This is a genomic window from Halobacteriovoraceae bacterium (assembly GCA_020635115.1).
Classification (GTDB): Bacteria; Bdellovibrionota; Bacteriovoracia; order Bacteriovoracales; family Bacteriovoracaceae; genus JACKAK01.
The window spans coordinates 60,126-81,032 of record JACKAK010000011.1 but is presented as its reverse complement, the minus strand read 5'-3'; the positions used below and the strand labels follow the sequence as shown (position 1 = coordinate 81,032).

Below are 20,907 nucleotides of genomic sequence, written 5' to 3'. Positions count from 1 at the left end.
GCTAGAAGAAGAAATTGCAAATAAAAAATATGGAACCCTATAATTTTTTATTTTTGTAAGTGTTAAGCTGTCATTTTCTATCTCTTATTATATAAAGCTTGCAAAGGAGACAAATAAGTTATGAATTTTCTAAAGTTCACGCTCATAAGTACAAAAGATGATCAAATGGTTGATACTGCAGAGGAAGTTGCTCTTCTTAACGTAGATCACATAGTGTCAATTAAACCTATTAAGATAATGCTTAATGAGGATCTGATTGATGGATACTGGCTCAGGATGTCAAATGGTAAAAAATACCGTTGCTCCTCTGTTCCTGATGCCATTATGAAGTTTCTAAAATAATCCTTCCCCTTACCAATACGCTTGAAGTCCTTTAAATTTATTTATATTTATGTCTAATCTAATCCTAACGTTTGTTTTGATAGAATTGTGTTAGATTGAGCGCGAATATTTTTTACATAAAGGAGCGAAGTGTGCCTGTTTTAAATGGAGAAAAAATTCTAATCGTTGAAGATGAAATCGATATTGTAGATGTTATGAAATATCACCTTCAATCTGCAGGATACGATGTTACGGCAATATCCAACGGGCAAAATGCTCTCACAGAAATACAAAATAATCATTTTGATCTTTTTATACTCGATAGAATGTTACCTGGAACGAATGGAATTGAAATTTGCAAATTTATCCGAAATTTTAATCAAACTAAAGACCACCCCATACTGATGGTAACTGCACTTACAAGATCTGAAAACATTATTGAAGGACTAGACGCCGGAGCAGATGACTACATAACAAAACCTTTTGATTTAAATGTCCTTATGGCCAGAGTGAAGGCACTTCTAAGAAGATCACAAATTCTGATATCTGAAGGAAAAACAGAACCTCTCGTGAATTCAATTAGTGAAATAGGCCCTATAAAAGTTGACACTGACCAATGTGAAGTTTGGGTCTATGAAGAACCTATTCAACTCACATTATCAGAATACAAATTATTATGTCTTCTCTTACAAAGTTCACGCAAAGTTCTAAGTAGAAAAGATCTCGTAAAAAATATCCAAGGAGATGAAATACATGTGACAGAAAGGACAATTGATACACATATATTTGGACTTCGAAAAAAACTTGGTGATGCCTCAAAAATGATTGAGACAATCAGAGGAATCGGTTACCGAGTAACGGATAACTATGTCTAACAGACTAAAGTTTGGAACGCATAGTGCCTCATTTTTCAAAAAGCTTGTCTTATTTCAGCTTTGTATTTTAATATTAGGGCTTATTTCTACATATCTTGTTTCAAGTTTTTTTTATAAAGATTCGTTTCATAAACAGACTGAAGAGGTTATTTTTTCAGGGATTCACCTTTACGAGAAATTTCTTTATGAAAAAAATCTTCCTCCTCAAAATTGGTGTGATTTAAAATTGGTTGAAACCCAAACTCCTAGGATTACAGTCATAGATATTGACGGAAAAGTACTCTGTGACAACCGTGCAAATAAAAGCTTAATGGATAATCATATCAATCGCCCTGAAATAATTCAGGCCTTAAAATTAGGTAAAGGTAAATCTACTCGCTTCAGTAACACCATAAAATTGGACATGGTCTATGGAGCGATAAAAACAATATTCAATCAAAAAGTAACCATTCTTAGATTTGCCCTGCCTATGGGAAATCTAGCAAGTACAATTTATAATATACAAAGATCAATCTTTTTAATCCTAGTTCCACTATTTGTTTTTATTATGATTTTAAACATTTGGTTTTCATTCAAAGAAGAATCCATGATCCGAGGAGAAAATGAAAAACTGAAAGAAGATCTGACTGCAAATATTTCACATGAAGTGAGAACTCCTTTAACTGCATTAAAAGGACACATTCAAGTCATACAAGCACAAAAAGAAAACTTCCCTGAAACTCTTCATTCTTTCATTGATCGAATGGCATTCACAATTGATAGATTGACTCAACTCTTCAAAGACTTACTTGATCTTTCATCACTAGAAAATAATCAGGAGTTATTTTACGAAATTGCTTCACCAGAAGAAACAACCAAGAGAATCATAAGTAACTTGAATCAAATTTACCAAGCTAAAAGAATTAAGATTCAAACCAAATTCCTGGTCGACTCTTTTGAAGTCGATACAAAAATATTAGAACAAATCATTACAAATTTATTAGACAATGCTTACAAATATACACCATCCGAAGGTACTATAAAAATAGAATGGACAACAGTGGATAATAAAGTTCACCTTTCAATCGAAGATACAGGGATAGGTATTTCCCAAAAAGACATCTCAAGAATTTTTGAGCGATTTTATAGAGTTGATGCCTCACGATCTCGAGAATTAGGTGGCACAGGATTAGGTTTAGCAATTGTTAAACACGCAGTTTCACAATTAAATGGAGAGATTACTGTATCTAGCACTCTTGATTTGGGAACAACATTCAATGTGTTCTTTCCATCAAGACAAAATGCTTAGCTTAGACCAGATTTAGTAACCTAAAGTGGTTTACACTGCCGAAAAACAATTGTAATGATCTATCAACAATTCAGGAGTAATCATGTTTATTGCGATGCTAAAAGTTATAGTTTGTTCACTTTTTGTCTCTCAATCAATTGCAATAACTAAAGCATTAGATATGATAGATCTTCCATTTACAAACCTCTATACAATGCCATCTAGAGCAGAGATGATTCTAAAAAATAGCAAAAAGCATCAAATAGAGCACAGAGAGGAAGTCTATGATGCTTATTACTGTCTTTTACCACTCCTTAGAAAAAATAATGTTTCATTGAAGCTTTGGTTTAATGAGGCAAACATTGACATCATTATACAAGAGTTAAAACCTCACGAAAGAGTTTCTTTTGCCAGAGCGCTACAAAATATATCAAAATTTATTGAAGCAGGATTGAAAGATGAAAAATATATTATTCTCAATTCAGTCCCTACTAAAATATTAAGTAGAGTGAATAAAATTCAGCATGAGATTGATTCTTTAAAACTTCAGCACAAAAACATCATCGCTTTAGCTCAGGCCAAACATGAAGTAGAATTCAAACATCAATATGATGGACTGGGATATTCAGTGCATTTGAGAGAAGTTAGGGCCGTTTTAAAAAGATTTGGAATTGGGCCAAAAGACTCAATGCTAGGTCTTGTCCTAGGTAGTGCGGCATGGTTACATGATATTATAGAGGATACTGATTTAACATATGAAGATCTTCAAAGAGACTTTAATCAATTAATTGCACTCATTGTAAGAGGAGTCTCAAAAGTCGAAAAAACTGAAGGAATGAGCAGTCAAGAGAGACTGAGAATAACTTATAAGCTCACTACGCAGCATGAAGGTTCACGAATCCTCAAGCTTGCAGATAGAATCGCAAATGTAGAAAAAGGTTTGAAACTCCTTTTGTCCGGATATCCTTCTAAAGTCAGTAAGTACTTTCAGGAATGGGACCTCTTTTATCAGTCTTTATATAATCCGGACGATTCTCCAGAAATGTGGGCACATCTTGATAGACTACTTACCGACAAAGTCTATGCTGAAAAATATATTCGGATGCTTTTAAAATATGAACACACAGATATCATTTGCATGAATGTTTTTCTTAAAAATTGAATGTAAGAAAATAATAGATTCATGAAATTAAAGGCAATTTAATACCAACAGACAACATTATATAGATTGCAATAAAAAAAATCAAACCTGCCAACTGCAAGAAAATTAAAAATAAAAGTATTGTATTACTCAATGTATGGTCATTTTTTGTAGTATTTGTGGAGGTGGAAACATTTAGAGCAACATTATTAATATTGCTGGCCTCCTTGGCCATTTGGCTTTTAAGTTTCTCCAACTCACGATAATTTTTTTTCTGTTCATCTTTTGAAATTGGCATATCAGCTTATCGTTTTTAAAAAGTAAAAATTGAATATATTGAACTTTTATACCGGACTATTTCAATCGACATATTGTTATTATTAAGAAAATATTATTTCATAGAAAGATATATTTTCATTGTTTAACCATGCTACAATCTCTAAAGGACAGAACCACTCATCGGATGAGGTACATATGTTTTCATTTAAAAGAGTCAAAGAAACCTTACTTAACAGACACTATTCTCCTTTTATTCAAATATTTAATTCACTAGAAGATAGTGACGAATTTCCATTCAGACTTGCAATTAATTCTCTTGAACATCTTGAAAATGAAACTCGTAACGATCAAGAACTACTTATGAGTTGTTTAGAAGATAGCATATTTGCATCTCTCACAAGTACTTTTTATGAAGAGGCCTTCATGGCACTTAAAAGAAATAAAGATAAGGCCATCCCTTTAATTGATAAATTTGCAGACACTACAGATGAAAGGGAAAAGCTGATTGCAAAACAATGTCAAGAACATCTCAATTTCGTTATTAATGGAGGAGTATGCGGAGGTTGTTCTAGCTGTGAAAATCACAATGATGTTGAAGAATTAGTATTGCCTTACCTTGAACAAGATTTGGATTTTTTTGTGAATTTGTTTATTGGAATGCACACCATTCAGTATACGTTAGAATATTTTTTGTATGATGTTTTCCCTGAGAGCATCGAACTCATTGATCTTATGAACCAAGAGAATATCATCGAGTTTCGTAAGTACCTCTACAATTATGCAGAAGAGAGTTTGGATTAAAAATCGAACTAAATTGAAATTATTTCAATAACACATTGCACGTAAAGATATTTTATTTTCATTGCTTAAAAAAAATGACACCTTGTTATCCATACAAATAACAAGGAGTTAGTTTTGTTAAGATTCTTGATATATATCTTATTCTTCTCACTTAGCTTGAAAACATATTCTGGGGATCCACAAAAAATTTTGTTTTTTCTAGTTGGTGGAGGTATGGGACATATAACACAGGCCAGGGCCGTGGATGAGGTTTTAAAAAAAGAATTCCCACAAACAACAGTACAATATATTAATGCCCAAAGATTTTTACATCCTGTAATAGATCGGATGGGAGTTCTCAACAATTTATTTGCCAACTACACTAGATGGGCCAGAGGTGTACGTTTTCAAAAAAAAGTTGTTTCTCACCAAAATTCTCAAATAATTGATGAATTAGAAATTCCTCCATTTGATCTTGAGAATATGGCAGAATTCATTAGAGGACACAATCCCTCTGTCGTATTAGTAAATCACTATGGTACAGCAGCGGCCATAGCTCAGTTAAAAAAGTCAAACATGATAGATAAAGATATAAAGCTGGGCTGGTTACACGCAGACTACGACGATACCTTAACTTATTTTCACTTAATTGCTAAAAATTTTGACATGACATTTTTGCCGGCCCGTGAGTTAATTATAGGTTTTCAGACCCATGGTGTTCCAAGAAAAAAACTGAGATCAATTGGCATGCCCATATCTAAAGATGTCTATATTAAAGTCGAACATCATGAAATTGAAGAATATAAGTATAATGAACTAGGTATTCCTCCTCATCACCGAGTTATAGTTGTTTTGGGAGGAGGACTTGGAATCTTCAAATATCATAATTTTACAAGGGAATTGTTTAAAGGAAACACGACCCCTACAACTATCATTAATCTTACTGCTAAAAACCATAAAGAATTCATTAAAACAGAACAATTGAGAGTTGAACTTGAAAAACATGGTAGTATCCATAAGTTGATTAACTTTGAGCTCATCGATCAGAGAAAACTTTTTAATATTATTAGAGCTGCAGATTTTGTGTTTGCAAAACCTGGAGGAGCAACTCCTGCAGAGGTTTTTACAATTGGAAGACCAATGATTGTGATAAATGATACAAACACTCAAGAATATTATTCTGCAAAGTTTTTTGAAAGAGAAGGGTTTGCATTAGTTGTTGAAAATGAAACTGAGGCCGCAAAATTATATAAAAAGATACAAAAAAATCAGACAGTACAAAATTCAATGCTCAAAGCACAGAAACATTTTTCAAATGGCCAAGATTTTACAAGTTTATTAGAGTTTATTAAAAACTCACAAGATTTTCATAAAAAAATTTTTGGGTTAAAAGAAAAACAAGAAACAATCATAAGTTCAACTGGTTTAGAAAATGGTACACCTGTTTTAAACCAAGACGAAATCTTTGAACATTTGCAAGATACTATTCCATCGAGATTTGAGGTTTATCTAAACTATGCAATGAGTACGAGACAGGGCACTCTGTCTAATTTATTGATTAATCCATTTGGACATATTGGAATTAGAGTTGATGATCGAGTCTACAATCTTAATTACAAGGCAAAAAGAGGTCATGAAACTGGGCTTATTACAGAATTAAGTGAAGGTAATTTTTTTTACAATGTTGTGCGCAATAACAAGCATGATGATTTTGGAGGAAATTTTGGTATCGCCAATGTTCGCTCAACGATTGGATTGAGAGTTACTGGTACTATTGAACCAGATAAATTGTCCGCGATAAAAGAAGCATTTGAACAAATCAATAAAGAATGGAGAGATGAAAAAATCAGCTTTAATCATCTCCATTACAATTGTGCAACAAGTATGTATGATTTATTAAATCGAGCTGGACTAAAAATAAATTTAAAATCTAAAGATTTCATTACTCCGAGAGATCTATTTGAATCATTTCTTAGATGGCTTGATCAAGAAAAGATATCTTATGAATTTGTTCAATATGAAAGACTACCTCATCCCAATATTTATCCAGCAAATCGTTTTCCAATGCGAATTAGAAGACTTGGGCAAGCGGTTATTGAGTATATTTTAAGTACATGGTTTAGACTCAGTACAAATAATTATCAAAACAAAGTTAAATATTTTGTTTCACCTGAGCTTACTCATATTGGACACAAGGTGGTGTTGAAGGAAAAATGTGAAGACAAATTTTTATAAGTTGCTTACTGGCCATCCTGGCCCATAAGCAACCTAAAAAGTTCTATTAGAACCTATGCCCGATTCCAAATCCAAGTAATAACGGGTTGATATCAACTTCTGCAGTAAGATTTGAACCAGAGTATGGAGTAACTGTTACATCAGTTGACATAAAATACTTTTTTATGTCTAGATTTATAAAGAAATCTTTAGAAATTTCGTAGTCTGCCCCAAACTGAAGGGCGTATCCCAATTTACTATCATAACTAATGTCTTTATAACTACCAGTAGTTTGCTCTCCAAAATAGGCGGTATAATTTAAACCAACTCCAAGATATGGTTTACAAAAAGGACCTTTGAAATGAAATTGGGCCATAATGGTCGCTGGTAGTAAGGTGACACTTCCCAAATCTACAGTTGTACTTGAAACTTTTTTTGCACTTACGCTATGAGTTGCAGTTCCAAGTATAGTTTCTAGTGCAAAATTCTCATTGAAAAAATAAGAAAGATCTAACTCTGGAACAGATTCGTTATTAATTTGAATTTCACTTCCAGAAACTTGTTTTACACTTCCGTCTGTGTCTGGAAGTACAGAAACTGCACGAATTCTGGCCATAAAATTAGAGGCCATTGCACTTGTTGTACAAAGGACTAATAATGAACTCAAAAAAAGATTTTTCACAAAAAACTCCTGGTTAACATTATAAAAATCATCACAGATTATCTCAGAAGAGTAAATGATAAGAATATGAGCAAAATCATTTTTTGAGATAATTTATTTTGAAATTTTTTATTCATACAAAAATAAACATAAAATGGTACAATTATGTACACAAGGAATATACAACTTAAATAGTATGGAAAAAATTTTAATTATTGAAGACAGTGATTTAACGATAGGGATTATTAAAAAATCACTCGAAGGCCTGTTTAAACTTTATTTTACCTCCAATGCGGAAGATGGGCTTATTTTTGCTCGTGAAAAACGTCCAGATTTAATTATCCTAGATATTCTATTACCTGACACAAGTGGTTTTGAAGTTTTATCTGAAATAAAAACGAGTAAAATTACAAAACATATACCCGTTGTATTGATGTCTGCAAAAACGGGAACAGTTTCAAGGACAACTGGCTATAATCTTGGGGCAATTAATTATATAGAAAAGCCTTTCTCTGTCTCTGAGCTTTTATCGATTGTAAAAACAACATTAAGACAAACAAATACTGAGCATGAGTTTCTGGAAATTGAAAACTTGAAGATTAATCAAAAAAAACATTTAGTTTACATTAATGGGCAGAAAATCAAATTGACAAATTCTCAATATAAGCTTCTTTTTTTTCTTGTGAAAAATCTCTATGTTGTATTTTCAAGAGAGAGACTTATAGAGGTTGTATATGCTGAATCAGATGCATCGTCGTTAAGAAGTATAGACAATCTCATTTCAGTAATCAGAAAAATTTTGGATGGAAGTGAGCTTAAAATTACAACTGTTTACGGAAAAGGTTATAAATTAGGACTTAAATAGTTGAAAATTAGACTTAAATTGTCATCATAAATAGACATTTCACATAAAATTCAATGACAAAGACATGCCATAATAAATTAGGAGTTATTTATGGCAAAAAAAATATTAGTCATTGAAGATAATCCGCAAATTCAGTTAATGCTCTCGAAAGCACTGATGAAAAAAGATTATGAAGTCGAAATCGCAAAGACAGGAATCGAGGGGTTGGTACTTTTTCAGTCGATTGAAAATATTGATTTAATCTTATTAGATATAATGATGCCTGAAATGAATGGGCTAGAATTTTTGGAAAAATATAAGAGTTTGGAAAATACTGTGCCAGTGATTATGCTCACTGCTTTAAGTATGAAGGACAAAATAGTAAGCTCTCTAAAATCAGGAGCAATAGATTATATAATTAAGCCTTTAGATTTTAATTTGCTATATGAAAAAATTGAAAACGTTATTAATAGAAGAGATGGAGATCATTTTAGTATTTTGAGCATCAACTTTCTTGGTGAAATATTACTCCCTGACAAGACATTGAAAGTTAAAATTTCAAATATTTCTGAAAACAGCATTCAAATAGAGTCTGATTTTGAAATTCCATTAGAAGGAATTTTTAGTTTCAAATCTGATTTCTTAGTAAGTGAATATTCAATCCATTGTCCTTTATTGCTTCGTGCTTTTAAGTGTGAAAAAGAAGGATCTTTTTATAGAACTAAAGCAACGTTTGTTGCTCTTACCGAATTGGAATATAAGAAAATACGCTCATTTACAACAAAAGGAGAAATCAATGAATAAGATTCTATTTATAGATGATGAACCTGAGATTTTAAGTTCATATAAAAATATTTTTATGCCACAAATGCAAAATAATAAACTTGATAAGTTGGCAAGTGAGATTTTTGGAGAAAGTAGTATTATAGAAACATCAAAAGAAGAAGAATTTGAAGTTCTAGTGGCATCACAAGGAGAGGAAGGAGTAAATATTGTAAAAAAATACTCTGAAAGTTTTGATAAAGTAAAAGTTGTTTTCATAGATATGAGAATGCCTCCCGGGATTAACGGGCAAGAAACAGCTAAAAAGATTAGGGAATTAGATAACAATATTGAGATTGTGATTGTAACGGCCTATTCTGATACATCACTTAAAGAAGTAGTTGATTATGTCGGCCGTCCAGATAAACTTCTTTACTTGAAAAAACCTTTTGATAATCAAGAGATTCAACAATTTGCACTTTCATTATCTAAAAAATATGACAGTGAAGTTATCAAAGATCGCTTTTTATCTTCAGTAACACATGAATTAAAAACTCCATTATCTTCGATTCTAGGTTTTAATCAGCTCATCTTAGGTGAGAATTTAGATGAAGAAATAAGATCATGTTCAATGAATATACATTCATCGGCAAAATACCTGAATTCATTGATTGATGATCTAATAAAATGCATGGCCATAGAGAAATCCGAAATTTTTAAAACAAAACAATCTATAGATACAAAAGATCTCATTTTAGATTTATACAAAAATTACAAACCACTAATGAATTCAGATTTAGAGTTAAAAATTCACTGTGATAATTCAATTCATGTAACTAGTTCTATAGATGGGATAAGGGAATGTATTAATCAACTTATCCAAAACGCAATAAAATTCACTCCTTCTGGTGAAATCATACTTGGCAATGGACAGCATGAGGGAAAGAGTTTTATTTATATTCAGGACACTGGAATTGGGATGAGTGAAGAAGTACAGAAAAATATTTTCAGTGTATTTGAACGGGCCGAAACTGATCATCACAATATACAAGGTCTAGGATTAGGCCTGCATATTGTAAAAAAAATATTGGATTATTCTAGAGTCACGATAGATGTGTATTCGGAAATAGATGTTGGTACATGTTTTAAATTAATTTTTCCGGAGGAACAATGATTTCACTTGAAAATAAATTAATTAAAGATTTAAAGGAACAAATTGAGTTAGAACGTTCAAAAAGATTGAAACTTGAAGAAGATCTAGAGAGTCATACGCGTAAGCTATTTGAAAACTATAATTACACGACAAAAATATTTAACACGATTGGAATTGGTGTTATCGTGACAAAAGAGGATGGAACTATAGTTTTCACAAATTCTTATGCTAATGAAATGTTAAATATTAAGCAACTAGCAATCAATTTAAGAATTCAAAATTTTATAAGTACTCCTTCAAATGAAGACTTTATGAAAAAAATATTGTCGCAAAAATATAATACCAATATTGAAATTGAATGTTTCCTCATATCTGGGGAGAAGTCTACATTACCTGTAAATATTGATATTGTAAAAATGAAACGAAATAAAGGAAATGATGAATTCATTTTCTCCATCAAAGATTTAACTGAGATTAGAAAACGTGAGCAAAAAATAAAAGACATGAAAGACCAATTGATTGAAAGTGCATACAAGGAGGGAATTGCTGAGAATGCGGTTTCCGTGCTTCATAATATTGGGAATGTACTTACTTCAATTATGGGAAGAATTTCAAGTACTAAAAATCGAGAGAAATTGGAGTTTAACAATTCACTATTTGAAAAACTAATCTCTCACATTAACAAACAAAATATTTCATTAGGCAATGAAAATTCTAAAATTATATCAATGCTAAATGAATTACTTTTGGAATACAGAGTATTTGAAAAAGATAACACTGAAAACAATAACTATGTTAGAAAAAGATGTTTACACGTTAGTGACATCATAAGTTCACAACAAAAATATGCTAATTTCAAAGATAAACAGAAAGTGGATTTAAATCTTAAAGAAATTGTCCTCAACTGTTTAATGATTCACGAAGAGCGGATTCAAAAGCATAATATTGACGTCAATCTCAATGTAGATCCTCTTGTAATAGTTAAAATTGAAAAAATTGGTTTATCTCAAACATTATCTAATATTTATATAAATGCAGTAGATGCAATTTTAGAAAGAAAGGAAAAAGATCCGAACTTCAATTCTTTCAAGATTGAAATCACTTCAGAACTTGATACTCTCCACAATCAATGTGTTTTGAAAGTGAAAGATAATGGTTGTGGTATTGAACCAAGTGAAAAAAATAAAATATTTAATTTTGGCTTTTCTACAAAACTTAGAGGATCTGGTTTCGGGCTCCATAGTTGTGCAAATTTCATGCAAAGTAATGGAGGAGAAATCATTTTAAAAAGTGAAGGCCCTAACAAAGGTTGTGAAACATTACTTATTTTTAATTAAAAAACAGATAAAAAAGGTGCCTATTGGCACCCTTTTTATAAATTATCCCAAGAAATTTCAACATCCCCCTCGGACAATTCACCCTTAAGCAATTTGTGTGAAAGTGGACGTATTATATGCTTATTAAATTGAGATTGTAATGGTCTCGCACCATAACGCTCGTCATAACCAAGTTCTGTTAATTTTTCATAAGATTTTTTATCAAGTTTGATTTGTACATGCTTAGATTTTAATCTCTCATTGAGTAATTTAACCTGCTTATCAATAAGTGATTTCATTACACTCTTATCCAAAGGTTTGTATTCACAAATAGCATCAAGCCTTCCAAGAACTTCTGGTTTGAAATCAAATTCTGGATTTTTTGAATTCGTAGTAAGGAGAATAATTGTATTTTTAAAATCAATAGTTCTTCCTTTATTGTCTGTCAGTCTTCCATCATCAAGAATCTGAAGAAGAATATCAGAAAAATTAGGGTGAGCCTTTTCTATTTCATCAAATAAAATTACGGAATATGGTTTTTTTCTAACGGCCTCGGTTAGTATCCCCCCTTCATCATATCCAACATAACCTGCTGGAGCACCAATTAGTTTAGCAACTGAATGTTGTTCTGAAAACTCACTCATATCTAATCTGATCAGGTTGTTTGGTGTATTAAATAAAAACGTAGATATTGTTTTGGCCGTCTCAGTTTTCCCTACTCCACTTGGGCCTTTAAGCATAAAAGAGCCAAGTGGTCTTGATTCATCTGATAATCCAGCATGAGAGGTTATTAAGGTTTGAGAGATTTCATGGAGGACCTCGTCTTGTCCATAGACATTTTGTTTTAAATAACTTTCTAAATTTAAAATCTTATCTTGCTCAGATTTTAAAATCTTTTCAATTGGAATTCCACTTTGTCTAGAGATAACTTTTGCTATATCTTCAGACTTCAAGATCCAATCGTGTTGTGTATTTTCAACTTGTGCCTGAACTTCAGGAAGTAGAGAATACTTGATTTTCGAAGCAGTTTCATAGTCTTGTTTTCTCTCAGCTTGTTCGAGATCAAATTTCAACTTATCAATTTGGTTTTTAAGTTCTGAAACCCTTTTAAGTTTTAGGACGTCTTCTTCCCATTGTTTTTTCCTTAGTTCAAACTCGTTTGATAATTTTTCAATATCTTTTTTGATTTGATTATCTTTCTTATCAACCTCAGCTAATATTTTTTTCGAACGAATTTCGGCCTCTAATTCTGCAAGATCTGCTGGCATTGCCTCAGCTGAAAGTTTCATAGCTGAGCAGGCCTCATCAACCAAGTCAATCGCCTTATCAGGTAGATTTTTATCTGTAATATATTGGGTTGATAAAATTACCGAATTATAAATGGCCTCATCTGAAATTTTAATTCCATGGTGGATTTCTAGTTTTTCTCGAATACCCATCAAAATCTCAATCGCATCTTCTTTTGAAGGTTCATTAACTGGTACAGGTCTAAATCTTCGGTCAAGGGCAGAGTCACCTAAAATATATTTTTGATATTCCTCCGGAGTGGTTGCACCTACACAATTGAGCTCACCTCTGGCCAGAGCAGGTTTTAATAAATTCGCAGCATCCATAGCGCCACTGGTTTTACCTGCACCAACTAGCTGATGCATTTCATCAATAAAGAGAATAGAATCAGCGGCCTTGGCCTTAATAAATTTTAAGAGGGCCTGAATTCTTTCCTCAAATTCGCCCTGATATTTCGTACCGGCCATAAGAGCACCCATATCAAGAGAATAAACTATTTTCCCCTGAAGAACATCAGGAACATTACCTTTGACAATTGATTCGGCCAGACCTTCAACGATCGCAGTCTTCCCTACTCCAGCAGGTCCAACGAGAACAGGATTGTTTTTACCTCTTCTACCAAGAATTTCCATTACGGCCCTAATTTCTTTAGTTCTTCCTATAACGGGATCTAATTTTCCACTTTCGGCAAGTTGATTGAGGTTAGTCAGAAAATGAGGGACTTCATTTTCTTCTTCATCTTGGTTAAAAATGTCCATAAAATCTACTTCTAATTGAGGAATAAATTTCTTTAAAAACTTTAGTAAATCGGCCTCTCCTACATCTTGTCTCCCGGCCTGAATTGCTTCAGATGAAGCTCGCGTTAGCCACTCTGAAAGCTTGCTTGACGGTCTAAGTTGATCCATATTTATAGAGCGTGTTGATTCGGGCAACTTATCCAAAAGTGACTTTGTAAAATTCTTATATTTTTTTAACTTCTTACTCGAAACTGTCTGCGGAGTATTAATTAATCCCCACAAAAGATGTTCTGGTGCTAATTCTGTATGCTTTCTATCAACAGCTGTTGTTTGAGCAACACTAAGGGCACCCATTACCGATTGATCAAAATTATTCATAGCTTAACTCCTTCAAATTTCATGAGTTATATTTTTACAACTCCCTCTAACCATAAGATGGGAGTGCTATAAATAATGTCAATATCTAAACGATGAAAATTTATTTAAGTAAACTTTTTAAACGTTCCAAGGAATTAAGTATACGAGCTTTATTAGGATCCTTTGATTCTTTCCATAGATGATTAATCCTTTGATCTACAATTTTTAAGGTTCGTGGACTTTTTAAATTGAGTCCCCTGTTTATGAATGAAGCAATTTCGTCATATTTTTTTTCATTAAATAAATGAACAAAAAATAATTCTCTAGTTAAAAGATCTTCTTTATCTAATTCATGATGAAAAATATTTTGATAAAATATATCAGGCAAACTTATTAACTTAAAATAGGGATTTATCTGTTTAAGCAATTCAATTGCTGCCTTTGTTGTTCCATGTTGATTAAGAAAAAGGATAAATGAATTAAATTTTTGAGGGTGAGGTTTTTTATTTTTATGCCAATTTGTCTGTTTGCGAAGAATTGAAAATAATAATTCCCACTTCTCTCCTCTAATTAAATAATTAAATACATAATCAAATCTTATAAAAACATAATCTAAAACTTCATTGGAAAGTAGTTGTATTTCATTTTGAGTTGGAATTATATTTATTTTCCGACGTCCATTAAAAGATTGGATCAAAGTTAAAATTGATTGTAATTCACCTCTTTTCCTTTCATAAATAGGTAGCAATTCTTTTATTTCTGGGAGATCTTTCGTTGAAGCGTATTGAATTTCTTCATCCAAATATTGAATATGAGCAGACGCAAAGTCGGCAAGTGTATTTTTATCAAATATATTTAAATTCAAACCTGATTCACGAGCATGAGAAAAATGATAGAGATCATTTACAGGAAAATTGAATCTGTAAAATAAATTCAAAAGGGCGTAATAGTTTCTATCCATAACCATTTGAGAAAGTATTTCTCCGATAAGATAATGTTTAACTTCTTTTCCTGTCTCTTCTAAACTTTTTAAATATTTCATGAATTCTTTCGGATTTCTGACCAAAAAATCACCAATATTATATTGTAGATAATCAGAAAGTGCTCCAACCTGAATATTATGATAGAAAAACTCTGCTTGACCTACTTTTAAAGCTAGTCGATTAATTTCTGAAAGATCAACAAAATGATTCTCACTCATCAGTAAGTCATAGAAGTCATGAAACTCATCAAATCTATTTTCTATATAAAGAAAAGCTAGTATTTTCTCAATCTGATTGTCCGTACGAAATTGATTAGGTTGGATCAAAATTTTAAGTTCTTCATCTAGAGCTTTAAGATTACTAGAAAGGCAATTTTTAGATTTTAATTCACGATACTTTTCATAAAGGAAGTGAAGATAATCAATATCCTTTTTTTGAAAGTCGAACATTTGCTGAGTAAATTCATTTCTTATTACATCAATTAAAAATTGACCTTCAAAACCAGTTTCAACCCCCAATACTTCGTGTGTTTTATTCAAATTAAATATATTCTTAATAAGTAAACTTAAACCTTTTTGAGATCCAATCGTCTTGAGTACTGAAACTTTATGATTTTCAAGTAATTTCTTTTCACAAAACTCTGGAGGTATTGCCGCGTAAAGGGATGAGAATATAAGGCAAAGGATAATCGAACGCATGAGATTTTATAACAAAGAATACCCCTAACAAGAACATTTTAATTCAGGCCAAAAACACATTCTGTAGGATTTGGATGATATTAAATAAAAAGCATCGTTTTTTTATTCGTGACTTCTTAAAAGCTTCATGTAATTTGCTCTCTCAAAGGCAGATTTATCTTTCACTTTCCGATAACTCATTGACCCTTTCATTTGAGAAATAGAATCATATTCATTAATTTCCATCCAATCTTGAATGTCTAACAAAATGTCGGCAATTTTCTCAATTCCCTGTTGATATAAAAGAGATGCTATCATTACAACATCTGCCCCGGCCATGATCATTTTGATGATGTCTGTGCCAGTTTTGATGCCTCTTGTTGCGGCCAAAGAACATGTTGTTTCTCCATATAATATGGCCGTCCAATGTAAAGGTAATCTCATTTCATAACGAGTACTATAGTCCAATCTTAAATGTGGTTCTAAATAGTCTAAGTCATAGTCAGGTTCTAAAAAACGATTAAATAAAACAATACCATTTGCCCCGGCCTTTTCAAAGCGTTTGGCCATATGAGCAAATGCACTGAAAAAAGGTGATACCTTGATGGCCACAGGTATGCTCACTTCCCTTCTTACTGAAGTTAAAATATCAATATAGTTCTGTTCAACTTCAGCACCTGAGAGATGTGGGTTTGTAGGAATGTCATATATATTTAACTCAAGGGCATCTGCACCTGCTTGTTCAATTAATTTTGCATACTCTGTCCAGCCACCAACTGTTTTGCCATTAAGACTCCCTATAACAGGCATCTTCGTTTGTGACTTGATTTGTTCTATACAAGTTAGATATTCCTCTCCCTTATAATTTTTGTATCCTACTGTTTCAGGAAAAAAATCATTTGCTTCAAAGGAAACTCCTTCAGTAAAACCAAGAAAGTGATCTAGGGCATCTTGATCATGAGTGATTTCTTCTTCAAATAATGAGGGCAAAACAATTGCGGCGACACCTGAATCTTCCATCCTCTTAACGTTTTCAATTTCCTTGGTTAATGGACATGCCGAAGCAATAATTGGGTTTTGCAATTCAATACCTAGATAACTCGTTTGTAGTTTCACTATTTACTCCTATTATTCTTCATGCTTTTTATCACCAAATGTCATTTGGGCCAATCGATTGTATTGGTTAAATTTATCATTTGCCTGCTGTTGGGCCTTTGTCGTTAATTCTTTTGCTCTTTCAGGATCGATTTTATGTAAGACATTAAATCTCATCTCCTGACTCATATATTCATTTAAAGTTTTTCGAGGACTTCTCGAATCCATCTCAAAAGGATTCTCGCCAACTTCTGATTTTTCAGGATGATATCGATACAAATGCCAATGTCCGGATTCAACTGCAAGTTTCTGTTGAGAGGCCATGTATTTCATATTATAACCATGTGCAATGCAAGGGCTATAAGCTATTATGAGTGATGGGCCATCATATTTTTCGGCCTCTAATAAGGTTTTTAGAGTGTGTGTATCATTTGCACCCATTGCGATTTTCCCTACATAAACATGGCCATAACTCATGGCCAGAAGTCCCAAATCTTTTTTCCCTAAAGGCCTGCCGTTTGCAGCAAATTTTGCAACAGCTCCCATCGGAGTTGATTTGGACATTTGTCCACCTGTATTTGAATAGACTTCTGTATCTAGTACTAAAATATTAACATTTTTTCCACTGGCCAAAACATGGTCTAATCCACCATAGCCAATATCATAGGCCCATCCATCGCCTCCAAAAATCCATACACTCTTTTTGACCAGGTAATCAACAAGACTTAATATATAATCTTTGTCGATAATTGTTGAAGAGAGGATAGATTTCCTTATTTTATCAACTCGCTCTCTTTGTTCATAAATGTCTGCTTCATCTTTTTGAGTTGCTCGTAATGTTTGATCGACTATTTCAGGGCCAATTTCATCTCTATACTTGTAAATAAGTTCTCTGGCCTGTTCTTGTTTTTTATCAATTGAGAGTCTAAATCCTAAACCAAATTCTGCATTATCTTCAAATAAAGAATTTGACCAGGCAGGCCCACGTCCATCACTGTTTGTTGTATAGGGAGTAGTTGGTAAGTTTCCGCCATAGATAGAAGAACAACCTGTTGCATTTGCAATGAGCATTCTATCTCCAAATAACTGCGTGACCATTTTTATATAAGGAGTTTCCCCACAACCAGCACATGCTCCGGAAAATTCAAAGAGAGGTTCCAGTAATTGGGAACCTTTAATTGTGTTCTTTTTAACTAGATTTCTATCAAAATTTGGAATTTGACTGAAGAAATCCCAATTTTCTTTTTCTTGTTCTTTTATGGGCAATTGTGGAGTCATATTGATTGCTTTTAAGCTCGTGTCTTCTTTATTTTTTGCCGGGCAAATTTCAACACAAAGTTCACACCCTGTACAATCCTCTGGTGCAACTTGGATAGTATAATTTGTTTTCTCAGGAAATTCACTCCCCTTTACTTTTGTAGATCTAAAAGAAGTAGGAGCTTTTTCTAAAATACTTTCTTCATAGACTTTAATCCTAACAACAGCGTGCGGACAAATCATGGCGCATTTCCCACATTGAATACAAGAATTTGGATCCCACACAGGTATTTCACTTGCGATGTTTCTTTTTTCCCATTTAGTAGTTCCTGTAGGGTAAGTTCCGTCACAGGGAAGTTGACTAACAGGAAGAGAATCTCCCTTTCCTGCGAGCATAACGGCCGAGACATTTTTTACAAAGTCAGGGGCCAATACAGATACGACATCAGGAGTTTCTAGTTTACTTGAAACTTTGCTTGGAACATTCACTTCAAAAATGTTTTCTACCGTCTGATCAACGGCCAAGTAGTTTTGTTCAACGACCTTATCCCCTTTTTTACTAAAGGTTTTTTGAATGCTTTTTTTAATTTTCAAAATAGATTCTTCTTGTGGAAGAATTCCTGAAATCGCAAAAAAAGCAGTTTGCATGATGGTATTTACCCTTCGGCCCATACCTGTTTTTTTTGCAACTTCAATTGCATCAATAATAAAAAATCTTAGCTTTTTATCAATTATTGTTTGTTGGATCTCTTTAGGGAGATGATCCCAAACTTCGTCTTTTGAATAGGGAGCATTCAATAAAAAGATTGCATTCTCATCGGCCTTTTCAAGTACATTAATTTTCTCTAAGAATTGAAACTGATGACAAGCTACAAAGTTTGCTTTATCGATGAGATATGATGAGCGAATTGGTTTACTCCCAAAACGCAAATATGAAGTTGTTGTTGAACCCGACTTTTTAGAATCATAGACAAAGTAACCTTGAGCGTAGTTATGAGTCTCTTCACCGATTATTTTGATTGAATTTTTATTAGCACTCACAGTTCCATCAGAACCTAACCCCCAAAAGATTCCTCTGAATACCTCTTTAGATTCAATGGAAAAATGATGATCATATTCTAAGCTAGTAAAAGTAACATCATCATTTATACCAATGGTAAAATGATTTTTGGGATTATCACTTTTCATCTCATCATAGATCGCTTTTATCATGCCAGGTGTAAATTCTTTGGATGATAAACCATATCTTCCTCCAATAATTTTGGGGAATTTTTTAAATTGAGTATTTCCATTTTGAAAAGATTCGCTAATACTCGCAACGATATCTAAATATAAAGGCTCACCAGTAGATCCAGGTTCTTTCGTTCTATCTAAAACTGCAATATGAGTGAGCGTTTTAGGAATGGCCTTCAAAAAGTGTTCAACAGAAAAAGGTCTGTATAATCTTACTTTTAATACACCAACTTTTTCACCTTTTGATAATAAGTAATCAATTGTCTCGCTTACGGCCTCACTACCCGAACCCATAATAATAATAATTCTATCCGCTTCGGGATGCCCATAATAATCAAATAATTGGTATTCTCTACCAGTCAATGCTTTAAATTCTTTCATAATTTCTTCAACAATTGCTGGAGTTTTTAAGTAGAATGAATTTGACGCCTCTCTGGATTGAAAAAATACATCAGGATTTTGAGCAGTTCCCCTAATAACAGGTTTATCAGGAGTTAGTGCTCTTTGTCTAAAGGCCAGAACATCCATAGGGTCCAACATATTTAAGATAACATCGTCTTCAATTTGAGAAATTTTAGAAACTTCATGAGATGTTCTAAAGCCATCGAAAAAATGCATAAACGGAATTCGCGATTTTAATGTAGCAATATGAGAAATAAGGGATAGATCCATGGCCTCTTGTACGGAATTTGAACAAAGCATTGCAAAGCCAGTGTGTCTAGCGGCCATCACATCACTATGCTCACCAAAAATTGATAAAGCTTGAGAGGCAATTGACCTGGCAGCAATATGAAAGACTGCAGGTGTAAGTTCTCCAGCGATTTTATACATATTAGGAATCATCAAAAGAAGACCCTGAGATGCTGTGAACGTTGTGGTTAAAGATCCTGCTTGCAATGATCCATGTACAGCTCCGGCCGCTCCGGCCTCAGATTGCATTTCAACTACTTTTGGAGTTGTTCCCCAAATATTTTTTTTATCTTGTGCACTCCACGTATCGGCCCATTCCCCCATGCTGGATGAAGGAGTGATAGGATAGATGGCACAAACTTCACTCAGTTTATATGCAATATAGGCAGCGGCCTCATTTCCATCAAGAAGTACTTTCTTTTCAATAGACATTCTGTCTCCTCAAGCTTTAAATTAATTTAATAGATTAAGTTTACAAGTTACAATGATATCAAGCAAGGTTGATCATTACGCAAAAATACTCTCAACCTTAAGAACTGTTAAGAAAAAGGAGTCTGTATGCCATATGTTGAATGGAACGATGAACTTGTAACAGGCAGTCAAGTTATTGACTACCAACACAAACGTTTGGTAGGTCTCATAAATGATCTTTATGAAATTCAAGAAAAAGACGATTTTAAAGAAGAGTTAATTGAAGTAGTTATAAATGAATTGAAATATTATGCAAAATTTCATTTTTCAACTGAAGAGAAGATACTCAATCAAATTAACCATATTGATATTGATAAACATAAGCTTAAGCATCGCTCTTTTGAAAAAACGTTAGATTTTTTTCTACAAAAAAGAAAACAACATGAATCAATCCAAACCGAACTTTTTGAGTTTTTGAAAGATTGGTTAGTTAATCATATTAAGGTTGAAGATAAAAAGGCCATAGAAACACTCACAAATGGAATAGGCCTCGTTTAATGGACTATT

At 32.8% G+C, this 20,907-nt stretch carries 17 protein-coding genes; 11 read left to right on the top strand and 6 right to left on the bottom strand.

The window, feature by feature from the left end; all coding sequences use genetic code 11:
• The first annotated feature begins 120 nt into the window (after positions 1-120).
• From H6622_16300 to H6622_16285, 4 genes are all read left to right on the top strand, one after another.
• Positions 121-342 carry a hypothetical protein gene (locus tag H6622_16300; protein ID MCB9063086.1) on the top strand — a complete coding sequence of 74 codons (222 nt, stop codon included), beginning with the start codon at positions 121-123 and terminating at the stop codon, positions 340-342.
• Between the two features lie 131 nt (positions 343-473).
• Positions 474-1,196 (top strand): response regulator transcription factor, encoded by a 723-nt coding sequence (locus H6622_16295; GenBank protein MCB9063085.1) that lies wholly within the window; start codon positions 474-476, stop codon positions 1,194-1,196.
• Positions 1,189-2,484, top strand: a complete 1,296-nt coding sequence (locus tag H6622_16290; GenBank protein ID MCB9063084.1) for an ATP-binding protein — start codon at positions 1,189-1,191, stop codon at positions 2,482-2,484. The genes H6622_16295 and H6622_16290 overlap by 8 nt, the downstream gene beginning before the upstream one ends.
• Positions 2,485-2,566: 82 nt before the next feature.
• A complete protein-coding gene (locus H6622_16285; GenBank protein ID MCB9063083.1) occupies positions 2,567-3,625 on the top strand; it encodes a bifunctional (p)ppGpp synthetase/guanosine-3',5'-bis(diphosphate) 3'-pyrophosphohydrolase in 1,059 nt (352 codons plus the stop codon).
• 19 nt (positions 3,626-3,644) lie between these two features.
• Here the strand turns inward: H6622_16285 and H6622_16280 are convergent, their stop codons facing one another.
• Positions 3,645-3,902: a hypothetical protein gene (locus H6622_16280; GenBank protein ID MCB9063082.1), complete on the bottom strand. Its 258-nt coding sequence runs from the start codon at positions 3,900-3,902 to the stop codon at positions 3,645-3,647.
• Positions 3,903-4,078: 176 nt separating this feature from the next.
• On the opposite strand from H6622_16280, the gene H6622_16275 reads away from it, so the two are divergent.
• Both H6622_16275 and H6622_16270 read left to right on the top strand, forming a co-directional pair.
• Positions 4,079-4,684 (top strand): hypothetical protein, encoded by a 606-nt coding sequence (locus H6622_16275; protein MCB9063081.1) that lies wholly within the window; start codon positions 4,079-4,081, stop codon positions 4,682-4,684.
• Positions 4,685-4,897: 213 nt separating this feature from the next.
• Positions 4,898-6,898 (top strand): hypothetical protein, encoded by a 2,001-nt coding sequence (locus tag H6622_16270; protein ID MCB9063080.1) that lies wholly within the window; start codon positions 4,898-4,900, stop codon positions 6,896-6,898.
• Between the two features lie 46 nt (positions 6,899-6,944).
• Here H6622_16270 and H6622_16265 read toward each other — a convergent pair whose 3' ends face one another.
• Entirely contained in the window at positions 6,945-7,559 is a 615-nt protein-coding gene (locus H6622_16265) for an OmpW family protein (GenBank protein MCB9063079.1), read from the bottom strand.
• 175 nt (positions 7,560-7,734) lie between these two features.
• On the opposite strand from H6622_16265, the gene H6622_16260 reads away from it, so the two are divergent.
• The 4 genes from H6622_16260 (at position 7,735) to H6622_16245 (ending at position 11,634) form a co-directional block, all read left to right on the top strand.
• Positions 7,735-8,403 carry a response regulator transcription factor gene (locus H6622_16260; protein MCB9063078.1) on the top strand — a complete coding sequence of 223 codons (669 nt, stop codon included), beginning with the start codon at positions 7,735-7,737 and terminating at the stop codon, positions 8,401-8,403.
• 90 nt (positions 8,404-8,493) lie between these two features.
• The gene (locus H6622_16255; GenBank protein ID MCB9063077.1) at positions 8,494-9,186 is read left to right on the top strand and encodes a response regulator; all 693 of its coding nucleotides are present in this window, start codon (positions 8,494-8,496) and stop codon (positions 9,184-9,186) included.
• Positions 9,179-10,318 (top strand): hybrid sensor histidine kinase/response regulator, encoded by a 1,140-nt coding sequence (locus tag H6622_16250; GenBank protein MCB9063076.1) that lies wholly within the window; start codon positions 9,179-9,181, stop codon positions 10,316-10,318. The genes H6622_16255 and H6622_16250 overlap by 8 nt, the downstream gene beginning before the upstream one ends.
• Positions 10,315-11,634 carry a PAS domain-containing protein gene (locus H6622_16245; GenBank protein MCB9063075.1) on the top strand — a complete coding sequence of 440 codons (1,320 nt, stop codon included), beginning with the start codon at positions 10,315-10,317 and terminating at the stop codon, positions 11,632-11,634. Before H6622_16250 ends, H6622_16245 begins: the two co-directional genes overlap by 4 nt.
• Positions 11,635-11,669: 35 nt before the next feature.
• On the opposite strand, the gene H6622_16240 is transcribed toward H6622_16245, so the two are convergent.
• From H6622_16240 to nifJ, 4 genes are all read right to left on the bottom strand, one after another.
• The gene (locus H6622_16240) at positions 11,670-14,015 is read right to left on the bottom strand and encodes an AAA family ATPase (GenBank protein ID MCB9063074.1); all 2,346 of its coding nucleotides are present in this window, start codon (positions 14,013-14,015) and stop codon (positions 11,670-11,672) included.
• A 100-nt stretch (positions 14,016-14,115) separates the two neighbouring features.
• A complete protein-coding gene (locus tag H6622_16235) occupies positions 14,116-15,675 on the bottom strand; it encodes a hypothetical protein (GenBank protein MCB9063073.1) in 1,560 nt (519 codons plus the stop codon).
• A 102-nt stretch (positions 15,676-15,777) separates the two neighbouring features.
• Complete coding sequence (locus H6622_16230) at positions 15,778-16,770, bottom strand: dihydroorotate dehydrogenase-like protein (protein ID MCB9063072.1); 993 nt, start codon at positions 16,768-16,770, stop codon at positions 15,778-15,780.
• A 12-nt stretch (positions 16,771-16,782) separates the two neighbouring features.
• Positions 16,783-20,361 carry a pyruvate:ferredoxin (flavodoxin) oxidoreductase gene (gene nifJ / locus H6622_16225; GenBank protein ID MCB9063071.1) on the bottom strand — a complete coding sequence of 1,193 codons (3,579 nt, stop codon included), beginning with the start codon at positions 20,359-20,361 and terminating at the stop codon, positions 16,783-16,785.
• Positions 20,362-20,487: 126 nt separating this feature from the next.
• On the opposite strand from nifJ, the gene H6622_16220 reads away from it, so the two are divergent.
• Entirely contained in the window at positions 20,488-20,898 is a 411-nt protein-coding gene (locus H6622_16220) for a hemerythrin family protein (protein ID MCB9063070.1), read from the top strand.
• The last annotated feature ends 9 nt before the right edge of the window (positions 20,899-20,907 follow it).

Coding starts and splice junctions, on each gene's coding strand:
- H6622_16235 (MCB9063073.1), bottom strand. CDS start 15,675: ATGCGTTCGATTATCCTTTGCCTTATATTCTCATCCCTTTACGCGGCA.
- H6622_16270 (MCB9063080.1), top strand. CDS start 4,898: ATGGGACATATAACACAGGCCAGGGCCGTGGATGAGGTTTTAAAAAAA.
- H6622_16275 (MCB9063081.1), top strand. CDS start 4,079: ATGTTTTCATTTAAAAGAGTCAAAGAAACCTTACTTAACAGACACTAT.
- H6622_16260 (MCB9063078.1), top strand. CDS start 7,735: ATGGAAAAAATTTTAATTATTGAAGACAGTGATTTAACGATAGGGATT.
- H6622_16300 (MCB9063086.1), top strand. CDS start 121: ATGAATTTTCTAAAGTTCACGCTCATAAGTACAAAAGATGATCAAATG.
- H6622_16280 (MCB9063082.1), bottom strand. CDS start 3,902: ATGCCAATTTCAAAAGATGAACAGAAAAAAAATTATCGTGAGTTGGAG.
- H6622_16250 (MCB9063076.1), top strand. CDS start 9,179: ATGAATAAGATTCTATTTATAGATGATGAACCTGAGATTTTAAGTTCA.
- H6622_16285 (MCB9063083.1), top strand. CDS start 2,567: ATGTTTATTGCGATGCTAAAAGTTATAGTTTGTTCACTTTTTGTCTCT.
- H6622_16240 (MCB9063074.1), bottom strand. CDS start 14,015: ATGAATAATTTTGATCAATCGGTAATGGGTGCCCTTAGTGTTGCTCAA.
- nifJ (MCB9063071.1), bottom strand. CDS start 20,361: ATGTCTATTGAAAAGAAAGTACTTCTTGATGGAAATGAGGCCGCTGCC.
- H6622_16245 (MCB9063075.1), top strand. CDS start 10,315: ATGATTTCACTTGAAAATAAATTAATTAAAGATTTAAAGGAACAAATT.
- H6622_16220 (MCB9063070.1), top strand. CDS start 20,488: ATGCCATATGTTGAATGGAACGATGAACTTGTAACAGGCAGTCAAGTT.
- H6622_16255 (MCB9063077.1), top strand. CDS start 8,494: ATGGCAAAAAAAATATTAGTCATTGAAGATAATCCGCAAATTCAGTTA.
- H6622_16290 (MCB9063084.1), top strand. CDS start 1,189: ATGTCTAACAGACTAAAGTTTGGAACGCATAGTGCCTCATTTTTCAAA.